Here is a 25,649-nt window from a genome sequence, read left to right on the forward strand (position 1 = left end):
CGATCCGACAACCGCTCACCCGCACACGACTTGACCTGCCCCACCCTCGCCACACCACAACCAACGACACACAGACCACAAAGTCACCGGCATTGCGGCTAGGCCGGTGGCTCGATCGGCCGGGGGGTCAGTCGTGAGGTCAGCCGTGAGGTCTAGTCCAGTTGACCGCCTGGCCGACGAGCATTGAACTATCGTCAGACCGTATGGCATGAACGCCGAGTGAGGAGACCGATGCAGCCGCACGCCGGAACGCGGTACGAGGTCGAGGCCGTCGTCTTCGACATGGACGGGGTCCTGATCGACTCCAGGCCCGTGATCGAGGAGGCGTGGCGGTCGGTGGCTCGGCGCCACGGCCGGGTCCTGGCCGACCCGGAGATCGAGGAGTACGTCCACGGGCGGACCGGCGACCAGACGGTGCGGCTGATCTTCCCCGACCACTCGGACGCCGACCGGAAGGCGATCTGGGCCGAGGTCGACACCGTCGAGGAAGAGGCCCCGTACCGGTCCGTCCCCGGCGCCGACGGGCTCGCCACCCGCCTCCGGGACGCCGGTGTGCCGATCGGCCTGGCCACCAGCAGCTGGACCCGGAAGATCGACAACGCGCTGGGCGGGCTCGACCTGCTCGACGTCTTCCGGGTGCGGGTCACCCGGGACGACGTCGAGCGGGGCAAGCCGCACCCGGACCCGTACCTGGCGGCCTGCCGGGGGCTCGGGATCCGGCCGCAGCGCGCGCTGGTCTTCGAGGACTCGGTCAGCGGGGTGCGCTCGGCGGTCGCGGCGGGGGCGGTGTGCGTCGGGATCGGCGGGTCGGCCCTCGTCGAGGCCGGCGCGGTGGTCGCCGTACCGGACTTCACCGCGTTGGTGGTGGCGGACGGCGACGGGGGCGGGGCGATCACGCTGACCGACCCGGACGGGCGGGTCACCGTGGTGCTCGCCGTCGGGCCCAACGGTGGCTGAGGCGCGCCGGGCCGCGTCGAACCCGGCGCTCGTGGACTCGATACCGCGGGCGCCGGGGGCCTCGGCCGATCAGGCTGAGGATGTTGAGCACGTTGAGCACGTTGAGCACGTTGAGGACGTTGAGCACGTCGAACGGGCTGAAGCGGCTGACCGGGCTGAACCGGCGGCGCCGGTGATGGCCAGGTCGGCGGCGGTCTCGGCGTTCTGCGTCTTCCTCGTCCTGGGCGTGCTCACCGCCTCGCTCGGCGCTTCGCTGCCGTTCCTGCGGGAGCGCTTCGGCGCCGAGCACGAGGTCGGGCGGGTCGTCTCCGCGTACAACCTCGGCGCGCTCGCGGCGACCGTCTGCATCGGGCTGCTGGGGCGGCGGCTGAACGTCCGGGCGGCGCCGCCCGTCCTGCTCGCGGTCTTCGCGGCGGGCGCGGCCGGGATGGCGGCCAGCCCCGGCTGGACCGCCTACCTCGGCTGCGCGGCCGTCACCGGCATCGGGTACGGCGGGCTGGCGCTCACCCTCAACACCGCGTTCGCGCGCGGGTTCGCCGGGAACAGCGTGGTGATGGTCAACCGGCTGAACGCGGTCTTCGGAATCGGCGCCATGCTGGGCCCGCTGGCCGCGGGGGCCGTCGGGCACACGGACATCCGGCTGCTCGCCCTGGCGGCGGCGGTGTGCGCGCTGCCGTGCTTCCTGGTCGGACGGGCGGGGGCGGTGCTCGCCACCCCCGAAGCCGCGTCGGGCGGGCAGCCGTCGCAGGGCGGGCAGGCGTCGCAGGGCGGACAACGCGCGCGGATCGGGCTGGAGTTGCTCCCGTTCCTGCTGGTGGGCCTGGTCTACGCGGGCATGGAGACCAGCATCGGCACCTGGCAGTCGACCCAGCTGGTGCGCGACGGCTGGAGCACGCAGGCCGCGACGACGGCGGCCTCGGGGTTCTGGGCCGGGATGGCCATCGGGCGCCTGGTCCTCCCGCAGCTGACCAGGCGGCTGTCGGGCCGCACCACCCTGCCCGGCTACCTGGCGGCCGGGGTCGGCGCGCTGGCGCTGGCAGCCGTGCCGCACCTCGCGGTGGTGGCCTACCCGCTGGCCGGCCTGGCGCTCGCGCCGGTGCTGCCGACCCTGATCGCCTGGGTCTCCGGCGTGGCGGAGGTGCCGCAGCAGGCGACCTCCGTGCTGACGCTCTGCTGCATGCTCGGCAACGCCGTCGTGCCGGCGGTGGTGGGGGCGCTCAGCGGGTCGGGCGGGGCGGCGGTGATTCCGCTGGTCCTGGCCGGGGCGTGCCTGCTCTGCCTCGGGCTCGCGGGGTGGCTGCGGTCTGCTCGGCAGTAGGCGGGAGTGCTGCGGTCGCGATTGGTGCGCAGGAAGTCGGATGGGCCGACTTCCTGCGCATAATCCGGGGCGGAGTCTGGCCCGGGATCAGCCGTAGTAGTTGTGGATGTTGTAGATGATGTTGGCCCGGAAGTAGTGGCCCTGGATGTCGTAGAAGTTGCCACCCCGGATGGTCATGCCGACACCGTCGGGCTCGGAGTCCACGCGCGGGGCCGACGGGCTGGCGACGTTGTTACCGCGCGGCACACCCTGGGGGGCCGTCGCCTCGGCGGCGTAGGTCAGGCTCTCGGAGGTCAGGATCTGGCCGGTGTTGGCGTCGCGCCAGGCCTCGACCATCAGACCGTCACGGCCGTTGTACGCGATCGACGGGGCGGCGTTGGTGTTGGTGTTCCTGATCTGCTGCCAGTTGTTGTCCCACTGCCAGTAGCGGACGTTCAGGCCCTGGCGGTGGATGCGGTTGTCGGTGCCGCGGTGGAGGACGGTCAGGCGGTTGTCGGGCGAGGTCGAGGCGGCGGCCGCGGACTCCGTCCGGGCGCCGCCCGGCAGTTCGGACCAGGGGCTGAAGTTCCTGTTGACGCCCATGGCGCCCTGGTAGATGCGCTCGTTGGCGCCGACGACGATGAAGTGCAGCAGGTCCGGGGAGGCCGCGATGGCCGGGCTCAGGTCGCGCGGACGGCCGAACCGGAGCCGCCGATGTTCTGCGTGCGGTACTGGATGGCCGAATTCCAGCGCCAGCGCCGGTGGTTGGAATCACCGGGGTGGCGAGGTTCTGGCCCCAGATGTCGCCGTTCTGCCCTTAGGTGTGAGTGAGTGTGAGTATATGTGTGTTGAGGTGTGAGCCGGGGTGGCCGGAGAACGAGAACCGCCCGACCGGACGGTTCCGGGCGGGCGGCGGTGGGCTCGGTGGGCTCGGTGGCGGCTCGAAGGGCTACATCGGGGTGGGCTTGATCATGGCGAAGGCCGCACCCTGGGGGTCGGTGGCGACGGTCATCCGGCCGGCCACCATGTCGAACGGCGGGGCGAGGACGGTACCTCCGCGCTTGACCAGGGCGTCCACGGTGGAATCGACGTCGTCGACCGCGAAGTAGGTCAGCCAGTGCGCCGGGGTGCCGGGCGGGTCGTTGGCGAGGAGGGTGGCGCCGCCGACCGCGCGGCCGCCGACCCGCAGTTCCCAGTACGAGTCCGCGCCGTCCAGCGGCTCGATCTCGATGCCGAACGCCTCGCCGTAGAAGGCTGTCGCGGCCTGGATGTCGCTGGTGTGCAGCTCGTTCCAGGTCAGCGCGCCGGCCTCGTTGACCACCCGGGCGCCGGAGAACTCGCCCGGCTGCCAGGCACCGAACACCGCGCCCTGCCGGTCGGCGGCGATCAGCATCCGGCCCAGGTTGCCGACGTCCACGACCGGGACGAGCAGGGTGCCGCCGGCGGCGACGATCGCGTCCTGGGTGGCCTGGGCGTCGGTGGTCGCCAGATAGCTGTTCCAGACGGTCGGCGGCTCCGGCATCCCCTCGGGGGTCATCGCCGGGCCGATGCCGGCCACGGCCTTGCCGTCGAGCTCGCAGACCGCGTAGCCGCCGAACTCGGCCGGGCCGGGCCGGCCCTGCCAGCCGAGGAGGTCCCGGTAGAAGTCCAGCGCGGCCTGCTGGTCCTTCGCCATCAGATCGACCCAGCACGGAGTGCCGGTCGGGTACGGGGTGGTGACTTCAGGCATTTTGACCCTTTCTGGTGGGTTTACTGCCGGTCACGATTTCGTCGCGGGAGGTGAATCGCCACTCGACACGCCGCCGTGGCCGTGGGGGCGGTGGACGGCCGGCACGCTGCGCAGGAAGTCGGACCGGCCGACTTCCTGCGCAGTCCGGAGGCCAACGGGCCCTCACAGGTTCTGGTGGCCGACGGTGCGGTGTTGGGTGTCGTACTCGTCGAGGGTGTTCATGTGCGAGGCGGCGGGGACGGGGATGGCGTAGGCGGTGAAGGTGGTGCCGGGGATGGTGGCGGTGGTGGCGGTCGTGGGTGCGGCGTTGCCGAAGGTCATGGTGGCGTCGGCGACGTTCGCGGCGGGCTGGGCGGTGAAGAGGCTCGCGCCGTTGGGCAGGTTCTGCTGGCCGTAGATGCCGCTGGGGCCGGTGTCGATGGGGCTCCTGACGCCGGCGCAGTCGCCGTACGGGCTGCTGACCAGGCCGTTGTAGGCGGTCCGGAGGCAGACCAGGCCACCGGTGCTCCTCCCACCGGGTGCGTAGCCGGCGGGGGCGGTGGGGTAGTAGGTCAGCGTCACCGACCAGGTGGCGCCGTCCAGCACACCGCTGCCCACGGTCGTCGACAGCTCGCCCGCGACCGGGGGCGGCGGCGCGGCGGCGAACTCGGACCGCGGTGGTCCCGCCGGGTCCCGCGGGTCCGAGGAGAGCGCGAGCACGCCGGCCACGGCGCAGGCCAGGGCGCCGGCCACGACGCCGGCCAGCGCCCGGCGGCGACGGGTGCGCCGGGCCCGGCCCGACCGCAGGATCTCGGCGACCGGCGCGGGCGACGGGGTGACTCGCCCGGCCGAACGGGCGAGGGCGTCATGGAGTCGATCGGTCATGGGGTCGCTCCCAACAGGTCGGCGGCGTGGTCGAGCAGGGTGGGGTCGGCGCGCAGCCTGGTCAGCGCCCGGGACGCCTGGCTCTTCACCGTGCCGATGCTGCACCCGAGTTCGTCGGCGACCTGCTCCAGGCTCAGGTCCTCCCAGTAGCGCAGTACCACCACGGCCCGCTGGCGTTCGGGCAGCCCGGCGAGGGCCGCGACCAGCAGGTCTCGGTCCTCGCCGCCGTGGGCGGCCGCCGGCGCCGGGGTGTCCGGCAGGAAGGGCGTCAGCAGGTGGCTGACCCTTCGTCGCCGGTACCGGCTGCGGTTGTTGTTCACCAGCGCGCGCCGCAGGTAGCTCGCGGCGGTGTCCGGGTCGATCCGCCGCCAGTGCGGATACGCCTTCGCGAGGGTGGTCTGCACCAAGTCCTCGGCCTCGTGGAAGTCGCCGGTGAGCAGATAGGCGGTCTGCACCAGCGCCCCCCACCGGGCCACCACGAACTCGCTGAAGCCGGCGTCCTCGCCTGCACGCTGTGGGCCGCTGCGCACGGAAATGGGTGTCCTTCGGGTCGGTGAGGGGTCAGAAGTTCCGGTGGCCGACGGTGCGGTGTTGGGTGTCGTACTCGTCGAGGGCGCTCATGTGCGAGGCGGCGGGGACGGGGATGGCGTAGGCGGTGAAGGCGGTGCCGGGGACGGTGGCGGTGGCGACGGTGGTGGGTGCGGCGTTGCCGAAGGTCATGGTGGCGCCGGCGACGTTCGCGGCGGGCTGGGCGAGGAAGAGCCTGGCGCCGTTGGGCAGGTTGTGCTCGCCGTACATGCCGCTGGGGCTGGTGTCGGTGGGGCTCTTGACGCCGGCGCAGTCGCCGTACGGGCTGGTGACCCGGTCGTTGTAGGCGGTCCGCAGGCAGACCAGGCTGCCGGTGGTCTTCTCGCCGGGCGCGTAGTCGGCGGGGACGATGGGGTAGTAGGTCAGCGTCACCGACCAGGTGGCGCCGTCCAGCACACCGCTGCCCACGGTCGTCGACTGCGGCGCGGCGGCCGGCCCCGAGGCGACGGGTGCGGCGGTGGGGGAGCTCTTCGGCGTGGCGGGCGCGGCGGCGGCCGAGGCCTTCGCGGCGGCGATCGCCGAGGCGAGCGGATTGACGTCGGCCGGGGGGTTCTCGGGGGTGGAGTCGGCGCTGGCGGACGTGCTCAGGGCGAGGCCCGCCAGCGCGACGACGGTGGCGGCCGCGGCGGCTGCGGCGAGCTTCTTGGTCCGTGCCTGGGTCATGGTTCTCCTCGATCGCGCAGGGGATGAATGGCCGGAGCGGCGCCTCTCCATCCGTGAGTACTCCCGCTCTGCCGAACGGGTTGCACGCGTCGATCACCGGATCACCGGATCACCGGATCACCGGAGCGGTACGGTACAGCGCCTCCCGCTGGGGGCGCGTCTGCGGCGGGGTGTGCCGTCAGGAGGGCGGGCGCGAGTGGCGCCGCACGTGCGTGGCTCAGTGCGGGGCAAGCTGCTCGCGGTGCTGCGGGAAGTGCGCGATGAGGTGGACCAGTTGTGGACGGACTGGTCGTGGGCGGAAATGGCTGAGCCGGTCGCCCCGACTGTCCACGGAATTCCGGGATAGCGGGGCGACCGGCCGAGAAAAGACGATTACCGGATGACCGCGGCAAATTCCTCGAAGCTGATCTGCTCGTCGTCGTTCTCGTCGGCGATCTTGAAGAGCGCCTCGGCGTTGGCCTCGCTCACCTTGGGGTTCTTCTGGAGGTGGGTCTTGAGCTCCATGGCGCTGATGAAGCCGTCGCCGTCGGTGTCGATCTCGTCGAACTGGGCCTTCTTGTGGGCGTCGCCGCTCATGGGATTCCTTTCGTAGGGGTGTTTTTCCGCCACATGGGAGCATAGAGGAGAAATGTGCAATTCGACTGCGATCGATTTTCTGAGATTTAATGACTTTCGATTTCCAGGTTGCGTTATCGCCGGCGGCCGGTGCCGACGGGTTATCGGTGGAGCGGCGTGCGCCCAGGTCGGCACCCGGGGCGTGATCCGGTGGCTGCAGGCGCCGGCCTCAACTCGCTTTCACTCGAAGGAGTTGCGTGTCGGCGAGGTGGTTGACGAATGGCGGCGGCCGAGGTCGTCGGGGGCCTTCGACGGGCGTGACGGCCGCGTGCCCTGCGGCGGACACGAGACGAGGGTGGTTGGGGGCCGTACTCGGTGTAGAGCTGGATCGCCTGGGCGGTCACGTCGCCGGCGCGCAGGGCGGCGAGCCGGACGGCCATGCCGATGCCGGAGGAGACCCCGGCCGAGGTGATGATCCGGTCCTGCCCACGGACCCGGGCTGTTCGCCGTACGGTCGAAGCATGGACGCACGTGCGCGACTGCTCTCCGTCAACGTCGGCAGGCCCCGGCCGAACCCGTGGAAGAAGGGCATCGGGCTGACCGGCATCGACAAGCACCCGGTGGACGGCCCGGTCGCGGTTGCCGCGCCCGGGCCGAAGGGAACCGGCGCGGTCGGCCTGGCCGGAGACCGGGTGTACGACCTTCGGAACCACGGCGGCGACGACCAGGCGGTGTACGCCTACGCCCGAGAGGACCTCGACGGCTGGCAGGAGGAACTGGGCCGGGACCTGGGCAACGGCTCGTTCGGAGAGAACCTGACCACGGTCGGCCTGGACGTGAACGGCGCGCTGATCGGCGAGCGCTGGCGGATCGGCCCGGACGTCGTCCTGGAAGTGTCCTGCGCGCGCATCCCCTGCGGCACCTTCCAGGGCTGGCTGGCGCGCGAAGGCTGGATCCGGCGCTTCACCGAGGCGGCCCTGCCCGGCGCCTACCTGCGGGTGATCGCGCCGGGCGAACTGCGTACTGGGGATGCGGTGGAGGTGGTGCACCGCCCGGACCACGACGTCACGGTGGCCCGGTCGTTCCGCGCGGTGACAACCGAACCGCGGCTGCTGCCGGGCCTGTTGGCGGCGGAGGCGCTGCCGGAGGAGATCAAGGACCTGGTGCGCCGGCGGACCCGGGCCTAGGGCCAATGCCGGTGACTTTGTCTTGCTGTTCTCGTTGGTTGTGGTGTGGCGAGGGTGGGGCAGGTCAAGTCACCTGCGAGTGAGCGGGTATCGGACCGGATCGCGATCGGGGTGCTGACCCAGGCGTTCCCGCCGAGGCTGGTCGATGAGGTGATCGCCGAGACCGGGCGAGGTGAGAAACGCAGCCGTCTGCTGCCGGCGCGGGTGGTCGTGTACTTCGTCCTGGCGATGTGCCTGTTCTTCGGGCAGGGCTATGAGGAGGTCGCCCGGCTGCTGGGTGAGGGACTCGGGGACGGGCGGCGGTCGTGGCGGGTGCCCACGACCGCCGCCATCGGCCGGGCCCGCCGGCGGCTGGGCGTCGAGCCGCTGAAGGCGCTGTTCACGCGGGTGTGCCGCCCGCTGGCCCTGCCCGAGACGACGGGCGCCTGGTACCGGCGCTGGCACCTGGTCGCGGTGGACGGCACCACGCTGGACCTGGCGGACACCGAGGCCAACGACGCGCACTTCGGCCGCCCGGGCACGGGACGCGGCATCGGAGCGTTCCCGCAGGCCAGGGTGGTGGCACTGGCCGAGTGCGGTACACATGCCGTGTTCGCAGCGGAGGTCGGTGCGCTGTCGGCCGGCGAGCAGACGCTGTCGCGCCGGCTGTTCGCCCACCTGCGGGAGGGCATGCTGCTGCTGGCCGACCGTGGCTTCTACGGGTTCGAGCTGTGGCAGGCCGCCCGGGCCAGTGGTGCGGACCTGCTGTGGCGGGTCCGCACGAATGCCGCCCTGCCCGTGGTGCGGGTCCTGGACGACGGCTCCTACCTCAGCACCGTCCACGCCGAACCGGACCGCAAGAGCCGCCGCAACCCGGTGACCGTCCGCGTCGTGGAGTACACCCTGGCCCGCACCGGCGACACGACCCTCTACCGGCTCGTCACCACCATCCTCGACCCCGAACAGGCACCCGCCGCCGAACTGGCCGCGCTCTACACGCAGCGGTGGGAGATCGAGACCACGCTGGACGAGATCAAGACCCACCAGCGCGGCCCCAGACTCGTCCTGCGCTCGAAGTACCCGTGGGGCGTCGAGCAGGAGATCTACGGACTCCTGCTCGTCCACCACGCCGTCCGGCAGCTGATGCACCAGGCCGCCCTCCACGAGGGCCTGGACCCCGACCGCCTGTCCTTCACCCGCAGCCTGCGGGTCGTGCGCCGCCAGGTTCCCGCCCAGGCGGCGCTTTCCCCCCGACAGGCTGGCCCGCGCACTGACCCGCACCCTGGCTGAGATCGCCGAACGCCTCCTGCCACCACGACGTCAGCGCACCAGCCCCCGTGTCATCAAACGCAAGATGTCCAACTGGCCCCTCAAACGCGCCCAACACCGCAACTGGCCACCGCCCCAACCCGCCACCGCCACGATCACCCAGCGAGACACAACTTAAGTCACCGGCATTGGGCCTAGGGCCGCTCCGTGTTCGGGGAGGCATGAAGCGGAGTCAGGGCGGGCGCTCGATTGCCGGGGCGGGGCGGGGCGGGGCGGGGCGGGCCGGCAGGAATGCCGACCCGACGGGGACTCCGTCGGTGTCGGATGCCAGCCAGGCCAGGCCAGGCCAGGCGGTGGGCGGACGGGCCGCCGGCAGGATCGGTCAGTGCGGTGATGCGAACGGGCAAAGTGTCTCCGCCGTAGAGAACGGCGACGGCCTGGAGCGACCGGCGGCCCCTCGCGCGGAAGTTGGGCGCGAGGGGCCGGCGTCATGCTGTGGGCCGCGTGAGTGCAGGAGCAGGCGTCACGGCGAGGCGGTGGCGGACTGGGTGGAGAGGGCGGAAGCGGCGAAGGCGCGGGTCCGTTCCGCGGCCTGGTCCAGGGGGACGTGCTGGTTGTTCGGCGGGTAGAAGTCGACCTCGCCGACCGCGCCGTAGTTCGCCCAGAAGCACGTCGTCATCGGGAAGCCGTCGGTGACGTTCTGCTGGCACTTCATCACCATGGTCATGGTGGAGTACGCCTTCGGCTCGCCGACGGGCGAACGGCCGTAGCCCTGAGCCAGCTTCATGGAGTGCTCGAAGGACGCGTCGAGCGCGCTCTGCGGGTCGGCGACCTTGGTGAAGAGGCTGGTCCTTCCGGTGAGGTGAGGAACCGTCGCGCTGTGCGACCCCTTGCTGATCGTGATCCGGGGGTTCCCGAAGCACGAGTCCTCGCCTTCGACCTCGCGCCCGTCCTCCTTGAGGGCGGGGAGGCGGTTGACCCCGAAGACACCCATGTCCAGGTCGCTGCCGAACCTGAAGCCGCCATCGCCATCGGAGCAGGTCAGTCCGTCGAGTCGGGGGACGGTGACCTCCGAGTAGCGCGTGCCGGTGTCCGGCCCGAGCTTCTCCGCCTTCGGCGCGGCGGCCGGCTTGCCGCCGTCCCCCTGGCTTGACCCGCACCCTGCGGCGAGCACACCCAGAACCAGGGCTGCTGCCGGAATCCCCCGCCTGCGCATGTACGTGGTACCTCTCGTGTCCCCGTAAACGATCACCGGGGATCGTACGCGACGCTACCTCGGGTACCGCTGGTTCATGCGTCAAGAAGGTCGGCGGCATCTTCATCTGACCGCATCCGCACGGTCGGTGGGGTGGGGTGAGGTGGGTCGTGGCGGAGGGGCGGTGGTTGCGCAGGAAGTCGGGCGGGCCGACTTCCTGCGCGGGCGGGGCATGAGGTGTCAGGCGTGGTGGTCGAATTCGCCGGCCTTGATGCCGTGGAGGAGGGTGGCGAAGGTGGTGGCGGTGGTGCTGAGGATGGTGTGGCCCTCGTCGGACTCGCGGAGTTCGACCGCACCGCCCACCGTGCGGACCTCCACACAGTTCTCGGCGTTGCCGCTGAAGGAGGACTTCTGCCACTCGGTGTCGGTCATTCGCGGGCCTCCCGCTGTGATTGGTTGGGCTCCGGGTGGGGTTGTCAGGCGTGGTGGTCGAATTCGCCGGCCTTGATGCCGTGGAGGAGGGCGGCGAAGGTGGTGGCGGTGGTGCTGAGGATGGTGTGGCCTTCGTCGGACTCGCGGAGTTCGACCGTCCCGCCCACCGCGCGGACCTCTACACAGTTCTCGACGTTGCCGCTGAAGGAGGACTTCTGCCACTCGGTGTCGGTCATGTCGGGCCCTTTCACAGGTTTCGCGCGATCTTGCGAATCAAGTCGCGAGAGTCATCCTCGCTCAGCGCCGACGCTTCGGTGCGTTCGAAGATCGCCCGGTAGCTGGTCAGCTCGCTGACGGCATCGAGGTATTCGGGGCCGTGGGAGGACTCCCGTTCAACGGTGTCCAGTTCACGGACCGCACCGAACGCGTATGTGAGGTTCTCGGCGGGCCCGGGGAAGGTCTCGATGTCGAACGGCACCACTCGAATGGTCATCCAAGGCAACTCGGAGTCTTCGAGCAGGGAAGAAAGCTGCTCCCTGAGGATCTGCGTGCCGCCGAACCGCGTCCACAGCACTGACTCGTAAATGAAGAAGGTCAAGGGCTTCGGGTTGCGACGCAGATCGGCCTTGCGCTGCATCCTGAAAGCGGTGCGGGCTTCCAGCTCGTGTCGAGGCAGCGGAGGGAAGACGCGTCCAAAGACGGCTGAGGCGTAGTTGAGGGTCTGGCAGGGGCCAGGCATGTGGGTGAGAAGCCACAGCATGAGTTCGCGGGAGGTCTTCTCAAACTCTGCGTTCTCGAGGACGCCGTCCGGGACAGTGCCTCGGTACTCCTCCCACCAGCCCTTGGATCGGTCCCGAACCATGGCTTCCAGAGCCTCGATCAGAGGTGGATTCATGCACTTGCAGGCTGCCGCGAAGGACCGGAGTCGGTCCACGTTGACGCTGGTCTTTCCGTTCTCCATCTGCGTCACCTGGGCAGCGCTCACTCCGAGCGCGCGAGCGAGCTGGCTCCCACCGAGGCCGGCTTGCTCGCGCATCTTCCGTAGCTCGGCGCCCAGGCGGCGCTGACGAAGGGTTGGGTTCTGGCGACCAGGCATGGAGTCAGTTTGCCTCGCCTGCACTCGATGGGGCCATCTGTCCCTCGGGAGAGGGAACCTCGGCAGAACAACCTAAAATTAAGTAGTTGCTGCGCTATGGTCGGTTTCACATCGATCCGACGGATCGTCAGTAACGCCTGCTAGCAAGCACCGCAGAGCACCCAGGCCCATCTGCCTGGCCTTGCTCACGGCGACATGTGTTCCGCCGGTTCTTCCCTCACTCACGCCTCGGGAGAAGTCCCATGCGTCACCTCAACACGCCCTCGATCGCCATCGCCCGTCAGTCCCTGCGCGACACCATGCAGCGCGTCGGGTGGGAGTCGTCCATCATCTTCGACGCGCAGCTCGCGCTCGTTGAGCTGCTCGTCAACGCGTGGCGGCACGGGGCCACGCCCGCGCCGATCGTCCAGATCATCTCCGCGAACCAGACCCTCCGCGTCTCCGTCACGGACGAGAGCCCGATCCCGCCCTCCCCGCAGGCGCCGGGCCTGTTCGCCGAATCGGGCCGGGGCCTCCAGCTGGTCGCCGGCCTCACGCACCGGTGGGGCGTGGACTCCCAGGAGCGTGGCAAGTCGGTCTGGTTCGAGCTGGACGGTGCCGCGTGAGGCGCCACCCCATGAAGCCGACCGATCCCCGGATCCGGCACTACACGGACGACCACATCCGCACCCTGCTGGCCGAAGTCCAGGAGCGCGGTAGGAAGTTCGGCCTGATCTGGCCGTCGGCCTGCACGGACAAGACCATCGAGGGCCGCGTCCTCGTCTGCTTCAACACCGCGCCCGCGTCGACCTTGCTCAACCTCCTCATGCTGCTCCTCGACGCCGAACGTGAGACCCCGTGCGATTCCTGATCGGGACGGCGTTCGCCGTCCTCCTCGCCCTCGCCTTCGCGACCGTCGCCCTGGGCGTCGTCACCGCCCTCCGCGCGACCCCGCCCGACGAGGACGCCTGACCGGCCAGCCCCTGCCGGCCCTCGCCAGCCCCCGCCGCCCGTGCGTCGGGGGCTGCGGCACGATAAGCCCCATGTCAGAGCAGAGAGACGACCTCTACGCGCCGCCGACCACCCTCCCGGGCCTCCTGCAGCGCGGCCGGGGGCAGGGTGCGCTGATCGCCGCCGAGGGCCCGGCTTCGGCCGCCGACCTTGTGTACGGCTGCATCCGTTGGGAGTGGCGCTGGCACCCGCAGATCGACGACCGGGCGCTCTACCTCGCCCGACTGATCCGGGACTTGGAGCTGCCGCTCGGGCTGATCGTCGCACTTCTGGCCGGGGATGAGGACACCCGGTACCGGGCCAGCAGCGTTCTGGAGCTGCTTGCGCTCGCCGGCTCGGAGGAAGCCCGGAAGGCGCTGCCGGACTTCGTGTCGGAGCACAAGGAGCCGACCATGCGGCGCCCCGTGAAGCGGGTGGATCCGTACCCGGAGCGGGACAGCGCGAGCCTGCTTGCCCTGCTGCGCGACCCGGACGCCTCCGAGGGTGCCAAGGCGACCGCTCTGTGCGCGCTGTCGTTCCGGCCGCCCGAGCCCGCGCTGATCCCGCTGGTGCCCGAACTCGGTGCCGCCGACGGCACTCGGCAGCTGCCGCTCCTGGGTCGGGCGGTCGAGCGGCTGGCCGGGCAGGCCGTGCCGGCGGCTCGGGAGTGGGCGGCCTCGGACCGAAAATGGCTGGCCTGGACGGGTCTGGGAGTGTTGGCTGACCACGGTGATGAGAGTGATGTGCCGACGTTGATCGCTGAGCTGGAGCAGTGCTGGGCGGACCAGTCCTGGTGCGGCCCGGACGTACTCGCGGGCGGCCTGGCCCGGTTCGGTCCGAAGGCCGCCGACGCGACCTCCCTGCTGCGCCGCTTCTGGCTCTCCACCCCGCACTCGTACGAACGCCCCGCCTACCTGGAGGCGTTGGCGGCGATGGAGGCTGCGGGCATGGCCGAGGCGTTTGCCGAGTCGCTGTGGGACTGCGAGCCGAGCGCCCGCCTGCTCGGGATCGAGCGCGCTCCCGACCGGCCGTCCGTGAGGCTGAGGCTCGCCTGTCTTCGGGATGACCTGATGGAAGAACCGGAGGTCCGTGAGGCCGCCGGAGCACGACTCGCGAGATGGGCCAGACCATGACAGAGCGGATGTACGAGCACGCGCCGCCGACCACCCTCCCGGGCCTCCTGCAGCGTGGCCGGGGGCAGGGTGCGCTGATCGCCGCCGAGGATCCGGTAGCCGCCGCCGACCTCGTGTACGGCTGCATCCGTTGGGAGTGGCGCTGGCACCGGCAGATCGACGACCGGGCGCTCTACCTCGCCCGACTGGTCCGGGACCTGGAGCTGCCGCTCGGGCCGATTGTCGAACTGCTGGCCGGGGACGAGTACGCCTGCGCGCGGGCCACCCAGGTGCTGGAGCGGCTGGCACTCGGCGGCTCGGACGAGGCCCGGGAGGCGCTGCGGGCGTACGTCCGGGACGGCGAGCACTGGGTGGACGTCCTGGAGTCGGTGGCCGGCCGTTGGCCGGTGGCGTGGTGGGACGACCTCGAGGACGTGGCGCGGGCACGCCTGGAGGCGGGCCAGGACGACCCGCAGCCGTGGGCGTTGCCGTGGCACCGCTGGGACCTGGCTGCCCCGAAGCGGGAGCGCCCGGCCGAAGCGCGGGAGCAGACGGCGGAGCTGGCGGAGATGGCCTCCCCGGAGCTGCTGGAGCTGCTCGCCGACCCGGGTGAGTCGTTCCTGCGGAAGGCGTTCACGTTGGGCCGGCTCATCCACCGTGAGCCGGAGCCCGGCCTGGTCCCGCTGGTGCCGCTGCTCGGGATGGCGAACGGCCGGTACGCCATGCCGTTTCTGCGCCGGGCGGTCGGGAAGCTCGGCCCGCTGGCCCGGCCGGCGGCGCGGGGCTGGGTCACCTCCGGGACGCCCTGGCTGGCGGGGCTCGGGCATGAGGCGCTGGCCCGGCACATCGAGGAACAGGACGTTCCGACCTTGCTCGCCGCTCTGGAGCGGGACTGGGTGGAGCAGGTCTGGTGCGGCCCGATGCACACCGCCCGGGGGCTGGCCCGGTCCGGCCCCGGGGCGGCGGACGCGACATCGCTGCTGCGCCGGTTCTGGCTCTGGACCCCGCACTCGTACGAGCGGCCCGGCTACCTCAGGGCGCTGGCCGCGATCGACCCCGCCGGACTGGACGGCGCGTCCGTCGAGTCGCTCTGGGACTGCCAGTCCGATGCCCGGCTGTGGGCGGTCGAGCACGCTCCGGAACGGCCCGCTGTGACGGCCCGCCTCGCGTACCTCCGGGACGATCCGATGGAGGAGCCGGAGGTCAGAAATGCCGCCGGAGCGCGACTCGCCGGGCTGACCTCGGGGCCCCTCCCGCAGAGCGAGGAAGCGTTCGAAGGGAGGCTAGAGTAGACGCGTGAACGTGTGAGTGATGGTCCGGGCCCCGCGAGGCGCTCCGGGCCACATCCATTTCCAGGGCATCCCCTGTGACCTGCACGTTCGCCGGCCCACCAGACCAGCACGAGCCCCGGAGGCCCCGCCTTGAGCGACCAGCCGTTCGCGCATCTGCACGTCCACACCGAGTACTCGATGCTGGACGGTGCCGCCCGGCTGAAGCAGATGTTCAAGGAGGTCGAGCGCCTGGGCCAGACCCATGTCGCGATGACCGACCACGGCAACATGTACGGCGCCGCCGAGTTCCACCGGCAGGCCACCGACGCGGGCATCACCCCCGTCATCGGCATCGAGGCGTACGTCGCCCCCGAGTCCCGTTCCAACACCAAGCGCATCCTGTGGGGCCAGCCGCACCAGAAGCGGGACGACGTCTCCGCGTCCGGCGCGTACACCCACAAGACGATCTGGGCCCGGAACAAGGAGGGCCTGCACAACCTCTTCAAGCTGACCTCGCGCTCCTACGCCGAGGGCTGGCTGGTGAAGTGGCCCCGGATGGACAAGGAGCTGATCTCCGAGCTGTCCGGCGGCCTGATGGCCACCACCGGCTGCCCGTCCGGCGAGGTGCAGACCCGCCTGCGGCTCGGCCAGTTCGACGAGGCCGTGAAGTCCGCCGCCGACTACCAGGACATCTTCGGCAAGGAGAACTACTTCCTGGAGCTGATGGACCACGGCCTCGACATCGAGAAGCGGGTCCGCGACGGGCTGCTGGAGATCAGCAGGAAGCTGGACATCCCCCCGGTCGTCACCAACGACTCGCACTACACCACCGAGGCCGACGCCGGCGCGCACGACCTGCTGCTCTGCGTCCAGACCGGCAAGAACCTCTCCGACCCGGACCGCTTCCGCTTCGACGGCACCGGCTACTACATCAAGTCCGCCGCCGAGATGTACGCGCTGGACTCCTCGGACGCCTGGCAGGAGGGCTGCCGCAACAGCCAGCTCCTCGTCGCCTCCCGCGTCGACACCGAGGGCATGTTCAAGTTCAAGAACCTCATGCCCCGCTTCCCCATCCCGGAGGGCTTCGAGTCCGAGGCGGACTTCTTCAAGTCCAAGGTCTGGGAGGGCATGGATTGGCGCTTCCCGGGCGGGTACGACGAGGAGCACAAGAAGCTCGCCGAGTACGAGATGGACACCATCATCCAGATGGGGTTCCCGGCGTACTTCCTCGTCGTCGCCGACTTCATCATGTGGGCCAAGAGCCAGGGCATCGCGGTGGGCCCCGGCCGTGGCTCGGCGGCCGGCTCGTTGGTCGCGTACGCGATGGGCATCACCGACCTCGACCCCATCCCGCACGGCCTGATCTTCGAGCGCTTCCTCAACCCCGAGCGCATCTCCATGCCCGATGTCGACATCGACTTCGACGAGCGCCGGCGCGGCGACGTGATCCGCTACGTGACCGAGAAGTGGGGATCCGACAAGGTCGCCATGATCGTCACGTACGGCACCATCAAGGCCAAGGCCGCCATCAAGGACTCCTCGCGAGTCCTCGGCTACCCCTACGCGATGGGCGACCGCATCACCAAGGCGATGCCGCCGGACGTCATGGGCAAGGGCATCCCGCTCTCCGGCATCACGGACAGCAGCCACCCGCGCTACGGCGAGGCCGGCGAGATCCGCGGGCTCTACGAGAGCGACCCGGACGTCAAGAAGGTCATCGACACCGCGCGCGGCATCGAGGGCCTGATCCGCCAGCCCGGCGTGCACGCCGCCGGCGTCATCATGTCCGCCGAGCCGCTCACCGACCACATCCCGGTCTGGACCCGGCACACCGACGGCGTCACCATCACGCAGTTCGACTACCCCACCTGTGAAGGCCTCGGCCTCCTCAAGATGGACTTCCTCGGCCTGCGCAACCTGACGATCATGGACGACGCCGTCAAGGCGATCGAGCGCAACAAGGGCGAGAAGATCGAGCTGCTCAAGCTGCCGCTCGACGACAAGCCGACCTACGAACTCCTCGCCCGCGGCGACACCCTCGGCGTCTTCCAGCTCGACGGCGGCCCCATGCGCTCGCTGCTGCGCCTGATGAAGCCCGACAACTTCGAGGACATCTCCGCGGTCCTGGCGCTGTACCGCCCGGGCCCGATGGGCGTCAACTCCCACACCAACTACGCGCTGCGCAAGAACGGCCAGCAGGAGATCACCCCGATCCACCCGGAGCTGGAGAAGCCCCTGGAGGAGGTGCTCCGGCCGACGTACGGCCTGATCGTCTACCAGGAGCAGGTGCAGAAGGCCGCGCAGATCCTCGCCGGCTACTCGCTCGGCCAGGCGGACCTGCTGCGCCGGGCCATGGGCAAGAAGAAGAAGGAGATCCTGGAAGCGGAGTTCGTCCCCTTCCAGAAGGGCTGCCGCGAGCGCGGCTACTCCGACGCGGCCATCCAGGCCGTGTGGGACGTCCTCGTCCCCTTCTCCGGCTACGCGTTCAACAAAGCGCACACCGCCGGGTACGGGCTGGTCTCGTACTGGACGGCCTACCTCAAGGCCAACTACCCGGCCGAGTACATGTCCGGCCTGCTCACGTCCGTCAAGGACGACAAGGACAAGTCCGCGGTCTACCTCAACGAGTGCCGCAAGATGGGCATCCAGGTGCTCCCGCCGGACGTCAACGAGTCGGACTCGGACTTCACCCCGCACGGTGACACCCTCGTCCGGTTCGGCCTCACCGCCATCCGCAACGTCGGCGGGCCGGTCGTCGAGTCGATGATCCGGACCAGGAAGACCAAGGGGAAGTTCTCCTCCTTCCCCGACTTCCTGGACAAGGTGGAGTCGGTGGTCTGCAACAAGCGGACCGTCGAATCGCTCATCAAGGCCGGCGCCTTCGACTCGCTCGGGCACACCCGCAAGGGCCTCAGCGCCCAGTTCGAGCCGATGATCGACAACGTCGTCGGGGTGAAGCGCAAGGAGGCCGAGGGACAGTTCGACCTCTTCGGCGGCGACGCCACCGACGACGAGCCGAGCTTCGGACTCGACGTCGTCTTCTCCGAGGAGGAGTGGGAGAAGTCCTTCCTGCTCGCCCAGGAACGCGAGATGCTCGGCCTGTACGTCTCCTCGCACCCGCTGCACGGCATCGAGCACGTCCTCTCCGACAAGGCGGACTGCGCGGTCGCCGACCTCGCCGAACGGCCGGACGGGACGATCGTCACCATCGGCGGCATCATCTCGGGCCTGCAGCGCAAGATGACCAAGCAGGGCAACGCCTGGGCCATCGCTACCGTCGAAGACCTGGCAGGCTCCATCGACTGCATGTTCTTCCCGGCGAGCTACCAGCTGGTCTCCTCCCAACTGGTCGAGGACGCCGTGGTGTTCGTGCGCGGCAAGCTCGACAAGCGGGAGGACGTGCCGCGGCTGATGGGCATGGAGCTGTCCGTCCCCGACCTGTCGAACGCGCACGCCGACGCGCCGATCACCATCAACATCCCCAGCGGGAAGATCACGCCGCCGCTGGTCGCCCGGCTCAGCGAGGTGCTGACCCACCACAAGGGCACGACCGAGGTCCGGGTGCGCCTGGAGAGCCGCACCAAGACCACGGTGCTGCGGCTCGACCGGCACCGGGTGAAGTCGGACCCGGCGCTGTTCGGTGACCTGAAGCAGCTGCTCGGGCCCAGCTGTCTGGCGGTGTGAGAAGTCTGCGTGCGCTACGGGCGGTTGACGCCTGAGCGCGGGTAGTGGCCGTCCGCCTCGCCCGGTTCCCCGCGACCCTTTCGGGCGCGGGGAACTTCTGTCGGGGGAGTCGGGGGAGAGGGGCAGGGGTTTTCAGGAACCGCTGCCGAGGCCCGGGGGTACCGCGGTGTGGAGGGCGGAGACGAAGGCGGAGACGGCCGGGTGGGAGCCGGCGCCGGCGCGGAAGGCGGCGCGGGTGCGGCGGTACATGGGGAGGCGGGTGAGGGTGACGCCGGGCGGGGGCTGGGCGGTGCCGAGGTGGGGGACGAGGGCCACGCCCTGACCGGCGGCGACCAGCGCGAGCACGGTGGTGAAGTCGTCGATCTGGTGGCGGATCCGGGGTGCGAAGCCGGCCGACTCGCAGGCGCGGACGGCCATGGTGTGGCAGAGGGTGCCGGGTGAGGACACGATCCACGGCGCGCCGCGCTGTTCGGCGATGGTGCCCGGGGTGCGGGCGGCCAGGTACATGGGTTCGGTGAAGACCGGGCGGGTCGCGGCGAGACCGGGTTCGGGGTCGGTGGGGACGAGGTCGTACTCGTGGACCAGGGCCACGTCCAGTTCGCCCGCACGCAGGGCCGCGCCGACGGCCGCCGGGTCGACCTCGGTGACCATCGGCTCCAGTCCGGGGTGCCAGGCGGCCAGTTCGCCGAGCACCGCCGGGATGATCGCGCGGGCCGCCGACGGGTAGGTGCCGATCCGCAGCGGACCGGCCAATCCCCGCTTGGCGTGAGCGAGTTCGGCGCCCGCCTGCTCCAGGAGGGCGAGCACCGATTCGGCGTGCCGGACCAGGTTGCGTCCGGCCGGGGTGAGGGTGACCCGCCGGCCGGTGCGCTCCAGCAGCGGGACGCCCGCCTCCTTCTCCAGGACGGACAGCTGCTGGGAGACCGCCGACGGGCTGAAGGAGAGCGCCTCGGCGACGGCCGCGATGGTGCCGAGGTGGGCGAGTTCGCGCAGCAGGCGCAGGCGTCGGACGTCGAGCATCGGCTCAGCTTACGAGAAGCGTCGGAAATGTGAACTGGACCTGGGTGATCGGTGGGCCGCAGGATCGTGGGCATGGAACTCAAGGGCATCTACGTCCCCCTGATCACCCCCTTCGCCGCCGACGGCACCGTCGCGCTGGACGCGCTGGAGAAGCTCGCGCACGAGCTGCTCGACGCCGGGGCAGCCGGCCTGTGCGCGCTCGGCACCACCGGCGAGCCGGCCGCGCTGAGCGCCGAGGAGCGGGACGCGGTGGTGGACGTCGCCGCGGCCGCCTGCGCCGCGCGCGGGGCGCAGCTGATCGTCGGCGCGCACGGTGGGGACACCCGGGCCGTCGGCGAGTCGCTGGCCGCGCTCGGTGCGCGGGTGCCGAGCGCCGCGGCCGCGCTGGTCACCGTCCCGGCGTTCGTGCGGCCCGGCGAGGCGGGGACGGTCGCGCACTTCCGGGCGCTGGCCGCCGGCAGCCCGCTGCCGCTGCTCGTCTACCAGATCCCGTACCGCACCGGGCAGCAGCTCTCCACCGCCGCGCTGCGCGAACTCGCCGCGATCGAGGGCGTGGTGGGCGTCAAGTACGCGACCGGCGGGCTGGACCAGACGGCGGCGGAGCTGCTCGCCGACACCCCCGAGGGGTTCGCGTTCCTCACCGGGGAGGACGCCTTCCTGCCGCCGATGCTGGCGCTCGGCGCGGCCGGGGGCATCCTCGCCGCCGCGCACCTGGCGACCGGCCGGTTCGTGGAGCTGGCGCAGGCCTGGCAGGCGGGGGACGTCGAGCGGGCGCGGGCGCTCGGGCACCGGCTGACCGGGCTGGCGCTGGCCGCGTTCACGGCGCCGAACCCGACGGTCACCAAGGGCGTGCTGCACGCCCAGGGGCGGATCCCGACCCCGGACGTACGGCTGCCGCTGCTGCCGGCCGACCGGGCCGAGGTGGAGGCCGCGTTGGCGCTGGTGAATGGTCTGGACCACTAGGGTCCGTCCGGCATCCTGTCCGGGATCCCGTCCGGGGAGCCTCTCAACCAGTGAAATGGCAGGTCGCCCGGCCCGCGTGACAAGGCATGATGGGCAGAGTGCGGCTGTGAACAGCACCATTCAGAGGAGTAGTCGGAATGAAGATCGGCATTGTCGGTGCCACCGGCCAGGTCGGCAGCGTGGTCCGCGAGATCCTGGCGGACCGGGCTGGTCGTGAAGGTGGACTGGGCCCGGTGGAGCAGCTGCGGCTGTTCGCCTCGGCCCGCTCGGCCGGGCGCACGCTGCCGTGGCAGGGCACCGAGGTCACCGTCGAGGACGCGGCCACGGCCGACTACACGGGCCTCGACATCGTGATCTTCTCCGCCGGCGGCGCCACCTCCAAGGCCCTCGCCCCGAAGGTCGCCGCGGCCGGTGCCGTCGTCATCGACAACTCCTCCGCCTGGCGCCGCGACCCCGAGGTCCCGCTGGTCGTCTCCGAGGTCAACCCCGAGGCCATCGCGGACCGCCCCAAGGGCATCATCGCCAACCCGAACTGCACCACCATGGCCGCCATGCCCGTGCTGCGCCCGCTGCACGCGGAGGCCGGCCTGGCCGCGCTGATCGTCTCCACCTACCAGGCCGTCTCCGGCAGTGGCGTCGCCGGCGTCGCCGAGCTGCAGGACCAGGCCGCCAAGGTCATCGACGGTGCCGCCGGGCTCGCCCACGACGGCGCCGCGGTCGAGTTCCCCGAGCCCAAGGTCTACAAGCGCCCGATCGCCTTCAACGTGCTGCCGCTGGCCGGCTCCATCGTCGACGACGGCTCCAACGAGACCGACGAGGAGCAGAAGCTCCGCCACGAGAGCCGCAAGATCCTCGGCATCCCGGAGCTGAAGGTCGCCGGCACCTGCGTGCGCGTCCCGGTCTTCTCCGGCCACTCCCTGCAGATCAACGCCCGCTTCGAGCGCCCGATCAGCCCCGAGCGCGCCGCCGAGCTGCTCGCCGCCGCCCCCGGCGTCGAGCTGTCCGACATCCCCACCCCGCTGCAGGCCGCGGGCAAGGACCCGAGCTACGTCGGGCGCATCCGGGCGGACGAGACCGTGGACAACGGCCTGTCGCTGTTCATCTCCAACGACAACCTGCGCAAGGGCGCCGCGCTCAACGCCGTCCAGCTGGCCGAGCTGGTCGCCGCCGAGCTCAAGGGCTGAGCGCCGGGGCTCGCCATGCCCAGGGCCCATGGGCCCGTACGCCGCCGCGTGACCTCGGGCGGGCTCCGTCGTTGAACGGGGCCCGCCTTCGCGTTTCTTTGCGTGCCGTTGGGGCGGCTGTTGCGGTACCGGGACATCCGGCAAGGTTCGGCAGGCGAACCCCGGGTAAAAGGTGACCCAACGATCGGGCGACGACGGGGGCCCCTCACCTCAGTACGCCCGGACGGAGGGCGGACCGCCCGCCCCCCGAACGCCCCACCCGACTGATTCCGAGGGCGAGCGAAAAGAGGTGCGCGATGGACCGCTGTGTCGTCCTGGTGGACGCCGGATATCTGCTGGGCGCCGCCGCCAGCCTGCTCGCGGGGGATCCGTCCCGGTCCAAAGTCACCGTGAACCACACGGCCCTCATCACCGCGCTGCGCGAGCGCGCCGAGGCCGAGACCGGGCTGCCGCTACTGCGCATCTACTGGTTCGACGCCGCGCCCGACCGGCGCCCGATGCCCGAGCACCGGCGGCTGCGCGTCCTGCCCCGGGTCACCGTACGGCTCGGAGCGCTCACCCGGGCCGAGGGGCGCTGGGTGCAGAAGGGCGTGGACGCGGCCATGCACGCCGAACTCTCCGAACTCGCCCGCAACCGGGCCTGCGCCGACGTCGTACTGATCACCGGGGACGGTGACCTGCTGCCCGGCATGATGACCGCCAAGGAGCACGGCGTCGCCGTCCACCTGTGGGCCCTGCAGGCCGCCGACGGCGACTTCAACCAGTCCGAGGACCTGGTCGGCGAAGCGGACGAGCGGCGGGTGCTGGACCGGGAGTGGATCGAGGGGTCGTTCTCGCTGCGGGACAACTCCAACCTCTTCCCGGCGCCCGGGGCACGGCAGGAGATCACCAAGATCCTCGCCGCCCCGCCGGCCGCGCTGCCCAGCGTCGTGCCGGGCGTGGCGCCGGCGGCGGTCCGTCCGGCGGCCGTCGCCGAGGAGGGCGCTGCCTCCGCCGCCGCCAACGGGCGGCCGCAGTCAGCGGCCACCGCGCTCAAGGTCGTCCCCACGCCGAAGGACCTGGCCGGACGCGCCTCCTCCGTCACACCGATCACCCCGGTGGCGAACGGGCACGGGGCGGTCGGGTCCGGGCCGGTCGGGGCCGGCGTCAACGGGCACGGCGCGAACGGGCACGGCCTGAACGGCCACGGTACGAACGGGCACGGCGCCGTCGCGCAGGCCGGACCGGTGCTGCGGTGGTCCTCCGACCGCGGCTGGGTCGACCGGCCCGCCCCGGAACCCGCCGTCACCGCCGGCGACAGCCTGCCCACCCTCGCCCAGCTCACCACCTCCGAACAGCGCTGGGCCGACCGCGAGGAGGACATCACCACCATCGGCGGCGACGCCCACGAAGTCGGGCAGGTCTTCGCCCGCCGCTGGAGCGACCGGATCGGCGACTCCGAACGGCTCACCGTGCTGTGGCCCGACTACCCGCGCATCCCCCACCGCGTCGACGGCGAACTGCTCCGCTACGCCGCCCGCTTCGGGCTGCTCGCGCACAAGGACGACCAGATCGACGAGCACGACCGCTACGCCATCCGGGCCGGGTTCTGGAAGGAACTGGCCGCACGGGTGCCGGGCGGGTCGATGGTCGTCGACGACTGAGTCGATGACGACCGGGTCGACGGCCGTCGGCGGCTGAGTCGGCTGAGGCGCACCGGGATGCGCGGTGTGACACCCGCCCCTCCCGGCGAACAGGCCCCCTTGTCCGGTTCGCCCGTATGAGCGCGTAGAGTCTTCGGTCGTGAGTGAGACGGCCGGGAGAGCCCCCGACGAAACCCCGCCGTGCATCGCCGTGCGCGACCTGGTCAGGACCTACCGCAGCGGACGCGGCGCGGCCGCCACCGAGATCCGGGCCAACGACGGCATCAGCCTCATCGTCCGGCAAGGCGAGATCTTCGGGCTGCTCGGGCCCAACGGCGCCGGGAAGTCGACGCTGGTCCGCCAGCTCACCGGACTGCTGCGCCCCGACTCCGGCACGGTCGAACTCCTCGGCCACGACATCGTGCGATATCCCGAGCGGGCCGCCCGGCTGCTCGGGTACCTCGGGCAGGAATCCACCGCGCTGGACGAGCTGACGGTCGCCCTCGCCGCCGAGACGACCGGGCGGCTGCGCGGGCTCGGCCGGGCGCAGGCCCGGAGCACGGCCGCCGACGTCCTGGACGAACTCGGGCTGACGGCCATCGCCGCCCGCCCGCTCGCCAAGCTGTCCGGCGGGCAGCGGCGGCTCGCCTGCTTCGCGGCCACCCTGGTCGGGGACCGGCCGCTGCTCGTCCTCGACGAACCGACCACCGGCATGGACCCCGTCGCCCGGCGGGCCGTGTGGAGCGCCGTCGACCGGCGGCGCGCCGAACACGGCACGACCGTGCTGCTGGTCACCCACAACGTGATCGAGGCGGAGACCGTGCTCGACCGGGTCGCCGTGGTGGACGAGGGCCGGGTGATCGCCTGCGACACGCCCGGCGGGCTCAAGGCGCTCGTGGACGGCGACGTCCGGCTCGACCTGGTCTGGCGCGACGAGGCACCCATCGGTGTGCCCGCCGTCGCCGCGCTGCGCGAACGCGCCGAGTGCACCGGGCGCCGCTGGACCGTCCGCACCACCCCCGACCAGGCCCGCGAACTGGTCGCCGCCGTCACCACCGGCCCGGCCTTCGCCGCGCTCGACGACTTCACCCTCGCCACCCCGAGCCTCGAGGACGCCTACCTCAAGCTGGGCGGCCGCCACGGAGGACTGGCCAAGTGACCCTGCTCTCGGCGCCACCGCGAACCGACCGGACCTCGGCCGGACCCGCCCCGCTCGCCCCCGCGGCCCGGCTGCTGCCGGCCCTCGCCGCCGTGTACCGGGCGCAGCTCGCCCGGGCGCGGGTCGCGCGGATCCCGCTGCTGTTCGTCGCCACCTTCCAGTCCGTCGGCATCCTGGTGATGATGCGCGGCGTCGTGGACGCCGGGCAGTCCTCGGCGGCACGGTCGGTGGTCGCCGGGTCGAGCGTGCTGGTGGTGGCGTTCGTCGCGCTGAACCTGCTCGCCCAGTACTTCGGGAAGCTGCGGGCCACCGGCGGCCTCGACCACTACGCGACGCTGCCGGTGCCGGCGGCCTCGGTGGTGCTCGGGGCGGCCGCCGCGTACGCCTCCTTCACCCTGCCCGGGACGGTCGCCACCGCGGCCGTCGGGGCGGTCATGTTCGGACTGCCGCTAGGACAGCTGTGGGTGCTGCTGGCGGTCGTCCCGCTCGCCGGGGCCGCGCTGTCCGGGCTGGGTGCGGCCTGCGGGCTGCTCGCGCCCCGGCAGGAGATCGCGACCATGCTCGGGCAGCTCGGCATGTCCGCCGCCCTGCTGCTCGGCGTGCTGCCGGTCGACCACCTGCCGCAGCCGGTGCTGTGGCTGCGGGACCTGCTGCCGTCCACGTACGGGGTGGAGGCCTTCGCGCGGACCTTCACACCCGACCCGGACTGGGCGATGGTGCTCGCGGACCTGGGGGTGTGCGCCGGGGTGGGCGTGGTGTCGCTGGGCGTGGCCACGTGGGCGTACCGGCGGGCCGTCGCGCGGTAAGGGCCGAACGGGTGGTGGGGTCGTTCCGAGGGGCGGCGTGAAACGATG

25 protein-coding genes are annotated in these 25,649 nt (G+C 71.4%); 14 read left to right on the forward strand and 11 right to left on the reverse strand.

What is annotated here, in order from left to right; genetic code table 11:
- Positions 1-231: 231 nt before the first annotated feature.
- On the forward strand, positions 232-957 hold the full coding sequence (locus tag ACZ52R_RS21235) for an HAD family hydrolase (RefSeq protein WP_465663769.1): 726 nt from the start codon (positions 232-234) through the stop codon (positions 955-957).
- Between the two features lie 175 nt (positions 958-1,132).
- Entirely contained in the window at positions 1,133-2,275 is a 1,143-nt protein-coding gene (locus tag ACZ52R_RS21240; RefSeq protein WP_465753878.1) for an MFS transporter, read from the forward strand.
- Positions 2,276-2,362: 87 nt separating this feature from the next.
- On the opposite strand, the gene ACZ52R_RS21245 is transcribed toward ACZ52R_RS21240, so the two are convergent.
- From ACZ52R_RS21245 to ACZ52R_RS21270, 6 genes are all read right to left on the reverse strand, one after another.
- Positions 2,363-2,857 (reverse strand): hypothetical protein, encoded by a 495-nt coding sequence (locus ACZ52R_RS21245; protein ID WP_465621433.1) that lies wholly within the window; start codon positions 2,855-2,857, stop codon positions 2,363-2,365.
- A 346-nt stretch (positions 2,858-3,203) separates the two neighbouring features.
- Positions 3,204-3,983, reverse strand: coding sequence for a VOC family protein (locus ACZ52R_RS21250; protein WP_465621431.1), 780 nt, complete (start codon positions 3,981-3,983; stop codon positions 3,204-3,206).
- A gap of 162 nt (positions 3,984-4,145) precedes the next feature.
- Positions 4,146-4,847: a hypothetical protein gene (locus ACZ52R_RS21255; protein ID WP_465753879.1), complete on the reverse strand. Its 702-nt coding sequence runs from the start codon at positions 4,845-4,847 to the stop codon at positions 4,146-4,148.
- On the reverse strand, positions 4,844-5,377 hold the full coding sequence (locus tag ACZ52R_RS21260) for a SigE family RNA polymerase sigma factor (RefSeq protein WP_465621427.1): 534 nt from the start codon (positions 5,375-5,377) through the stop codon (positions 4,844-4,846). Before ACZ52R_RS21260 ends, ACZ52R_RS21255 begins: the two co-directional genes overlap by 4 nt.
- Positions 5,378-5,408: 31 nt before the next feature.
- Complete coding sequence (locus ACZ52R_RS21265) at positions 5,409-6,098, reverse strand: hypothetical protein (RefSeq protein WP_465753880.1); 690 nt, start codon at positions 6,096-6,098, stop codon at positions 5,409-5,411.
- 372 nt (positions 6,099-6,470) lie between these two features.
- Entirely contained in the window at positions 6,471-6,674 is a 204-nt protein-coding gene (locus tag ACZ52R_RS21270) for an EF-hand domain-containing protein (RefSeq protein WP_360505410.1), read from the reverse strand.
- A 500-nt stretch (positions 6,675-7,174) separates the two neighbouring features.
- On the opposite strand from ACZ52R_RS21270, the gene ACZ52R_RS21275 reads away from it, so the two are divergent.
- A complete protein-coding gene (locus ACZ52R_RS21275) occupies positions 7,175-7,840 on the forward strand; it encodes an MOSC domain-containing protein (protein ID WP_465621423.1) in 666 nt (221 codons plus the stop codon).
- 45 nt (positions 7,841-7,885) lie between these two features.
- Complete coding sequence (locus ACZ52R_RS21280) at positions 7,886-9,109, forward strand: IS4 family transposase (RefSeq protein ID WP_465753881.1); 1,224 nt, start codon at positions 7,886-7,888, stop codon at positions 9,107-9,109.
- Positions 9,110-9,611: 502 nt separating this feature from the next.
- Here ACZ52R_RS21280 and ACZ52R_RS21285 read toward each other — a convergent pair.
- The 4 genes from ACZ52R_RS21285 to ACZ52R_RS21300 all read right to left on the reverse strand — a co-directional run bounded on the left by ACZ52R_RS21285 (position 9,612) and on the right by ACZ52R_RS21300 (position 11,811).
- Complete coding sequence (locus tag ACZ52R_RS21285; protein ID WP_465753882.1) at positions 9,612-10,304, reverse strand: hypothetical protein; 693 nt, start codon at positions 10,302-10,304, stop codon at positions 9,612-9,614.
- Positions 10,305-10,523: 219 nt separating this feature from the next.
- Entirely contained in the window at positions 10,524-10,715 is a 192-nt protein-coding gene (locus ACZ52R_RS21290; RefSeq protein ID WP_465663775.1) for a DUF397 domain-containing protein, read from the reverse strand.
- A gap of 44 nt (positions 10,716-10,759) precedes the next feature.
- Positions 10,760-10,951 carry a DUF397 domain-containing protein gene (locus tag ACZ52R_RS21295; RefSeq protein ID WP_465618290.1) on the reverse strand — a complete coding sequence of 64 codons (192 nt, stop codon included), beginning with the start codon at positions 10,949-10,951 and terminating at the stop codon, positions 10,760-10,762.
- A gap of 11 nt (positions 10,952-10,962) precedes the next feature.
- The gene (locus ACZ52R_RS21300; RefSeq protein ID WP_465618292.1) at positions 10,963-11,811 is read right to left on the reverse strand and encodes a helix-turn-helix domain-containing protein; all 849 of its coding nucleotides are present in this window, start codon (positions 11,809-11,811) and stop codon (positions 10,963-10,965) included.
- A gap of 242 nt (positions 11,812-12,053) precedes the next feature.
- On the opposite strand from ACZ52R_RS21300, the gene ACZ52R_RS21305 reads away from it, so the two are divergent.
- The 5 genes from ACZ52R_RS21305 to dnaE all read left to right on the forward strand — a co-directional run bounded on the left by ACZ52R_RS21305 (position 12,054) and on the right by dnaE (position 18,847).
- Positions 12,054-12,416, forward strand: coding sequence for an ATP-binding protein (locus ACZ52R_RS21305; RefSeq protein WP_465663778.1), 363 nt, complete (start codon positions 12,054-12,056; stop codon positions 12,414-12,416).
- Positions 12,417-12,427: 11 nt separating this feature from the next.
- Complete coding sequence (locus tag ACZ52R_RS21310; protein ID WP_360505420.1) at positions 12,428-12,661, forward strand: hypothetical protein; 234 nt, start codon at positions 12,428-12,430, stop codon at positions 12,659-12,661.
- Positions 12,662-12,833: 172 nt separating this feature from the next.
- Positions 12,834-13,913, forward strand: coding sequence for a hypothetical protein (locus ACZ52R_RS21315; protein ID WP_465753883.1), 1,080 nt, complete (start codon positions 12,834-12,836; stop codon positions 13,911-13,913).
- Complete coding sequence (locus ACZ52R_RS21320) at positions 13,910-15,184, forward strand: hypothetical protein (protein ID WP_465753884.1); 1,275 nt, start codon at positions 13,910-13,912, stop codon at positions 15,182-15,184. Before ACZ52R_RS21315 ends, ACZ52R_RS21320 begins: the two co-directional genes overlap by 4 nt.
- Positions 15,185-15,313: 129 nt before the next feature.
- On the forward strand, positions 15,314-18,847 hold the full coding sequence (gene dnaE / locus ACZ52R_RS21325) for a DNA polymerase III subunit alpha (RefSeq protein ID WP_465753885.1): 3,534 nt from the start codon (positions 15,314-15,316) through the stop codon (positions 18,845-18,847).
- A gap of 132 nt (positions 18,848-18,979) precedes the next feature.
- On the opposite strand, the gene ACZ52R_RS21330 is transcribed toward dnaE, so the two are convergent.
- Complete coding sequence (locus tag ACZ52R_RS21330) at positions 18,980-19,867, reverse strand: LysR family transcriptional regulator (protein ID WP_465663780.1); 888 nt, start codon at positions 19,865-19,867, stop codon at positions 18,980-18,982.
- A 72-nt stretch (positions 19,868-19,939) separates the two neighbouring features.
- On the opposite strand from ACZ52R_RS21330, the gene ACZ52R_RS21335 reads away from it, so the two are divergent.
- From ACZ52R_RS21335 to ACZ52R_RS21355, 5 genes are all read left to right on the forward strand, one after another.
- Positions 19,940-20,830: a dihydrodipicolinate synthase family protein gene (locus ACZ52R_RS21335; RefSeq protein WP_465753886.1), complete on the forward strand. Its 891-nt coding sequence runs from the start codon at positions 19,940-19,942 to the stop codon at positions 20,828-20,830.
- A 137-nt stretch (positions 20,831-20,967) separates the two neighbouring features.
- Positions 20,968-22,014, forward strand: coding sequence for an aspartate-semialdehyde dehydrogenase (locus ACZ52R_RS21340; protein WP_465618304.1), 1,047 nt, complete (start codon positions 20,968-20,970; stop codon positions 22,012-22,014).
- A gap of 296 nt (positions 22,015-22,310) precedes the next feature.
- Positions 22,311-23,657: an NYN domain-containing protein gene (locus ACZ52R_RS21345; protein ID WP_465753887.1), complete on the forward strand. Its 1,347-nt coding sequence runs from the start codon at positions 22,311-22,313 to the stop codon at positions 23,655-23,657.
- Positions 23,658-23,796: 139 nt separating this feature from the next.
- Positions 23,797-24,795, forward strand: a complete 999-nt coding sequence (locus ACZ52R_RS21350; protein ID WP_465618308.1) for an ABC transporter ATP-binding protein — start codon at positions 23,797-23,799, stop codon at positions 24,793-24,795.
- Positions 24,792-25,601 carry an ABC transporter permease gene (locus tag ACZ52R_RS21355; protein WP_396287777.1) on the forward strand — a complete coding sequence of 270 codons (810 nt, stop codon included), beginning with the start codon at positions 24,792-24,794 and terminating at the stop codon, positions 25,599-25,601. Before ACZ52R_RS21350 ends, ACZ52R_RS21355 begins: the two co-directional genes overlap by 4 nt.
- Positions 25,602-25,649 lie beyond the last annotated feature (48 nt).

It is taken from the genome of Kitasatospora sp. NPDC034023 (genome assembly GCF_055575795.1).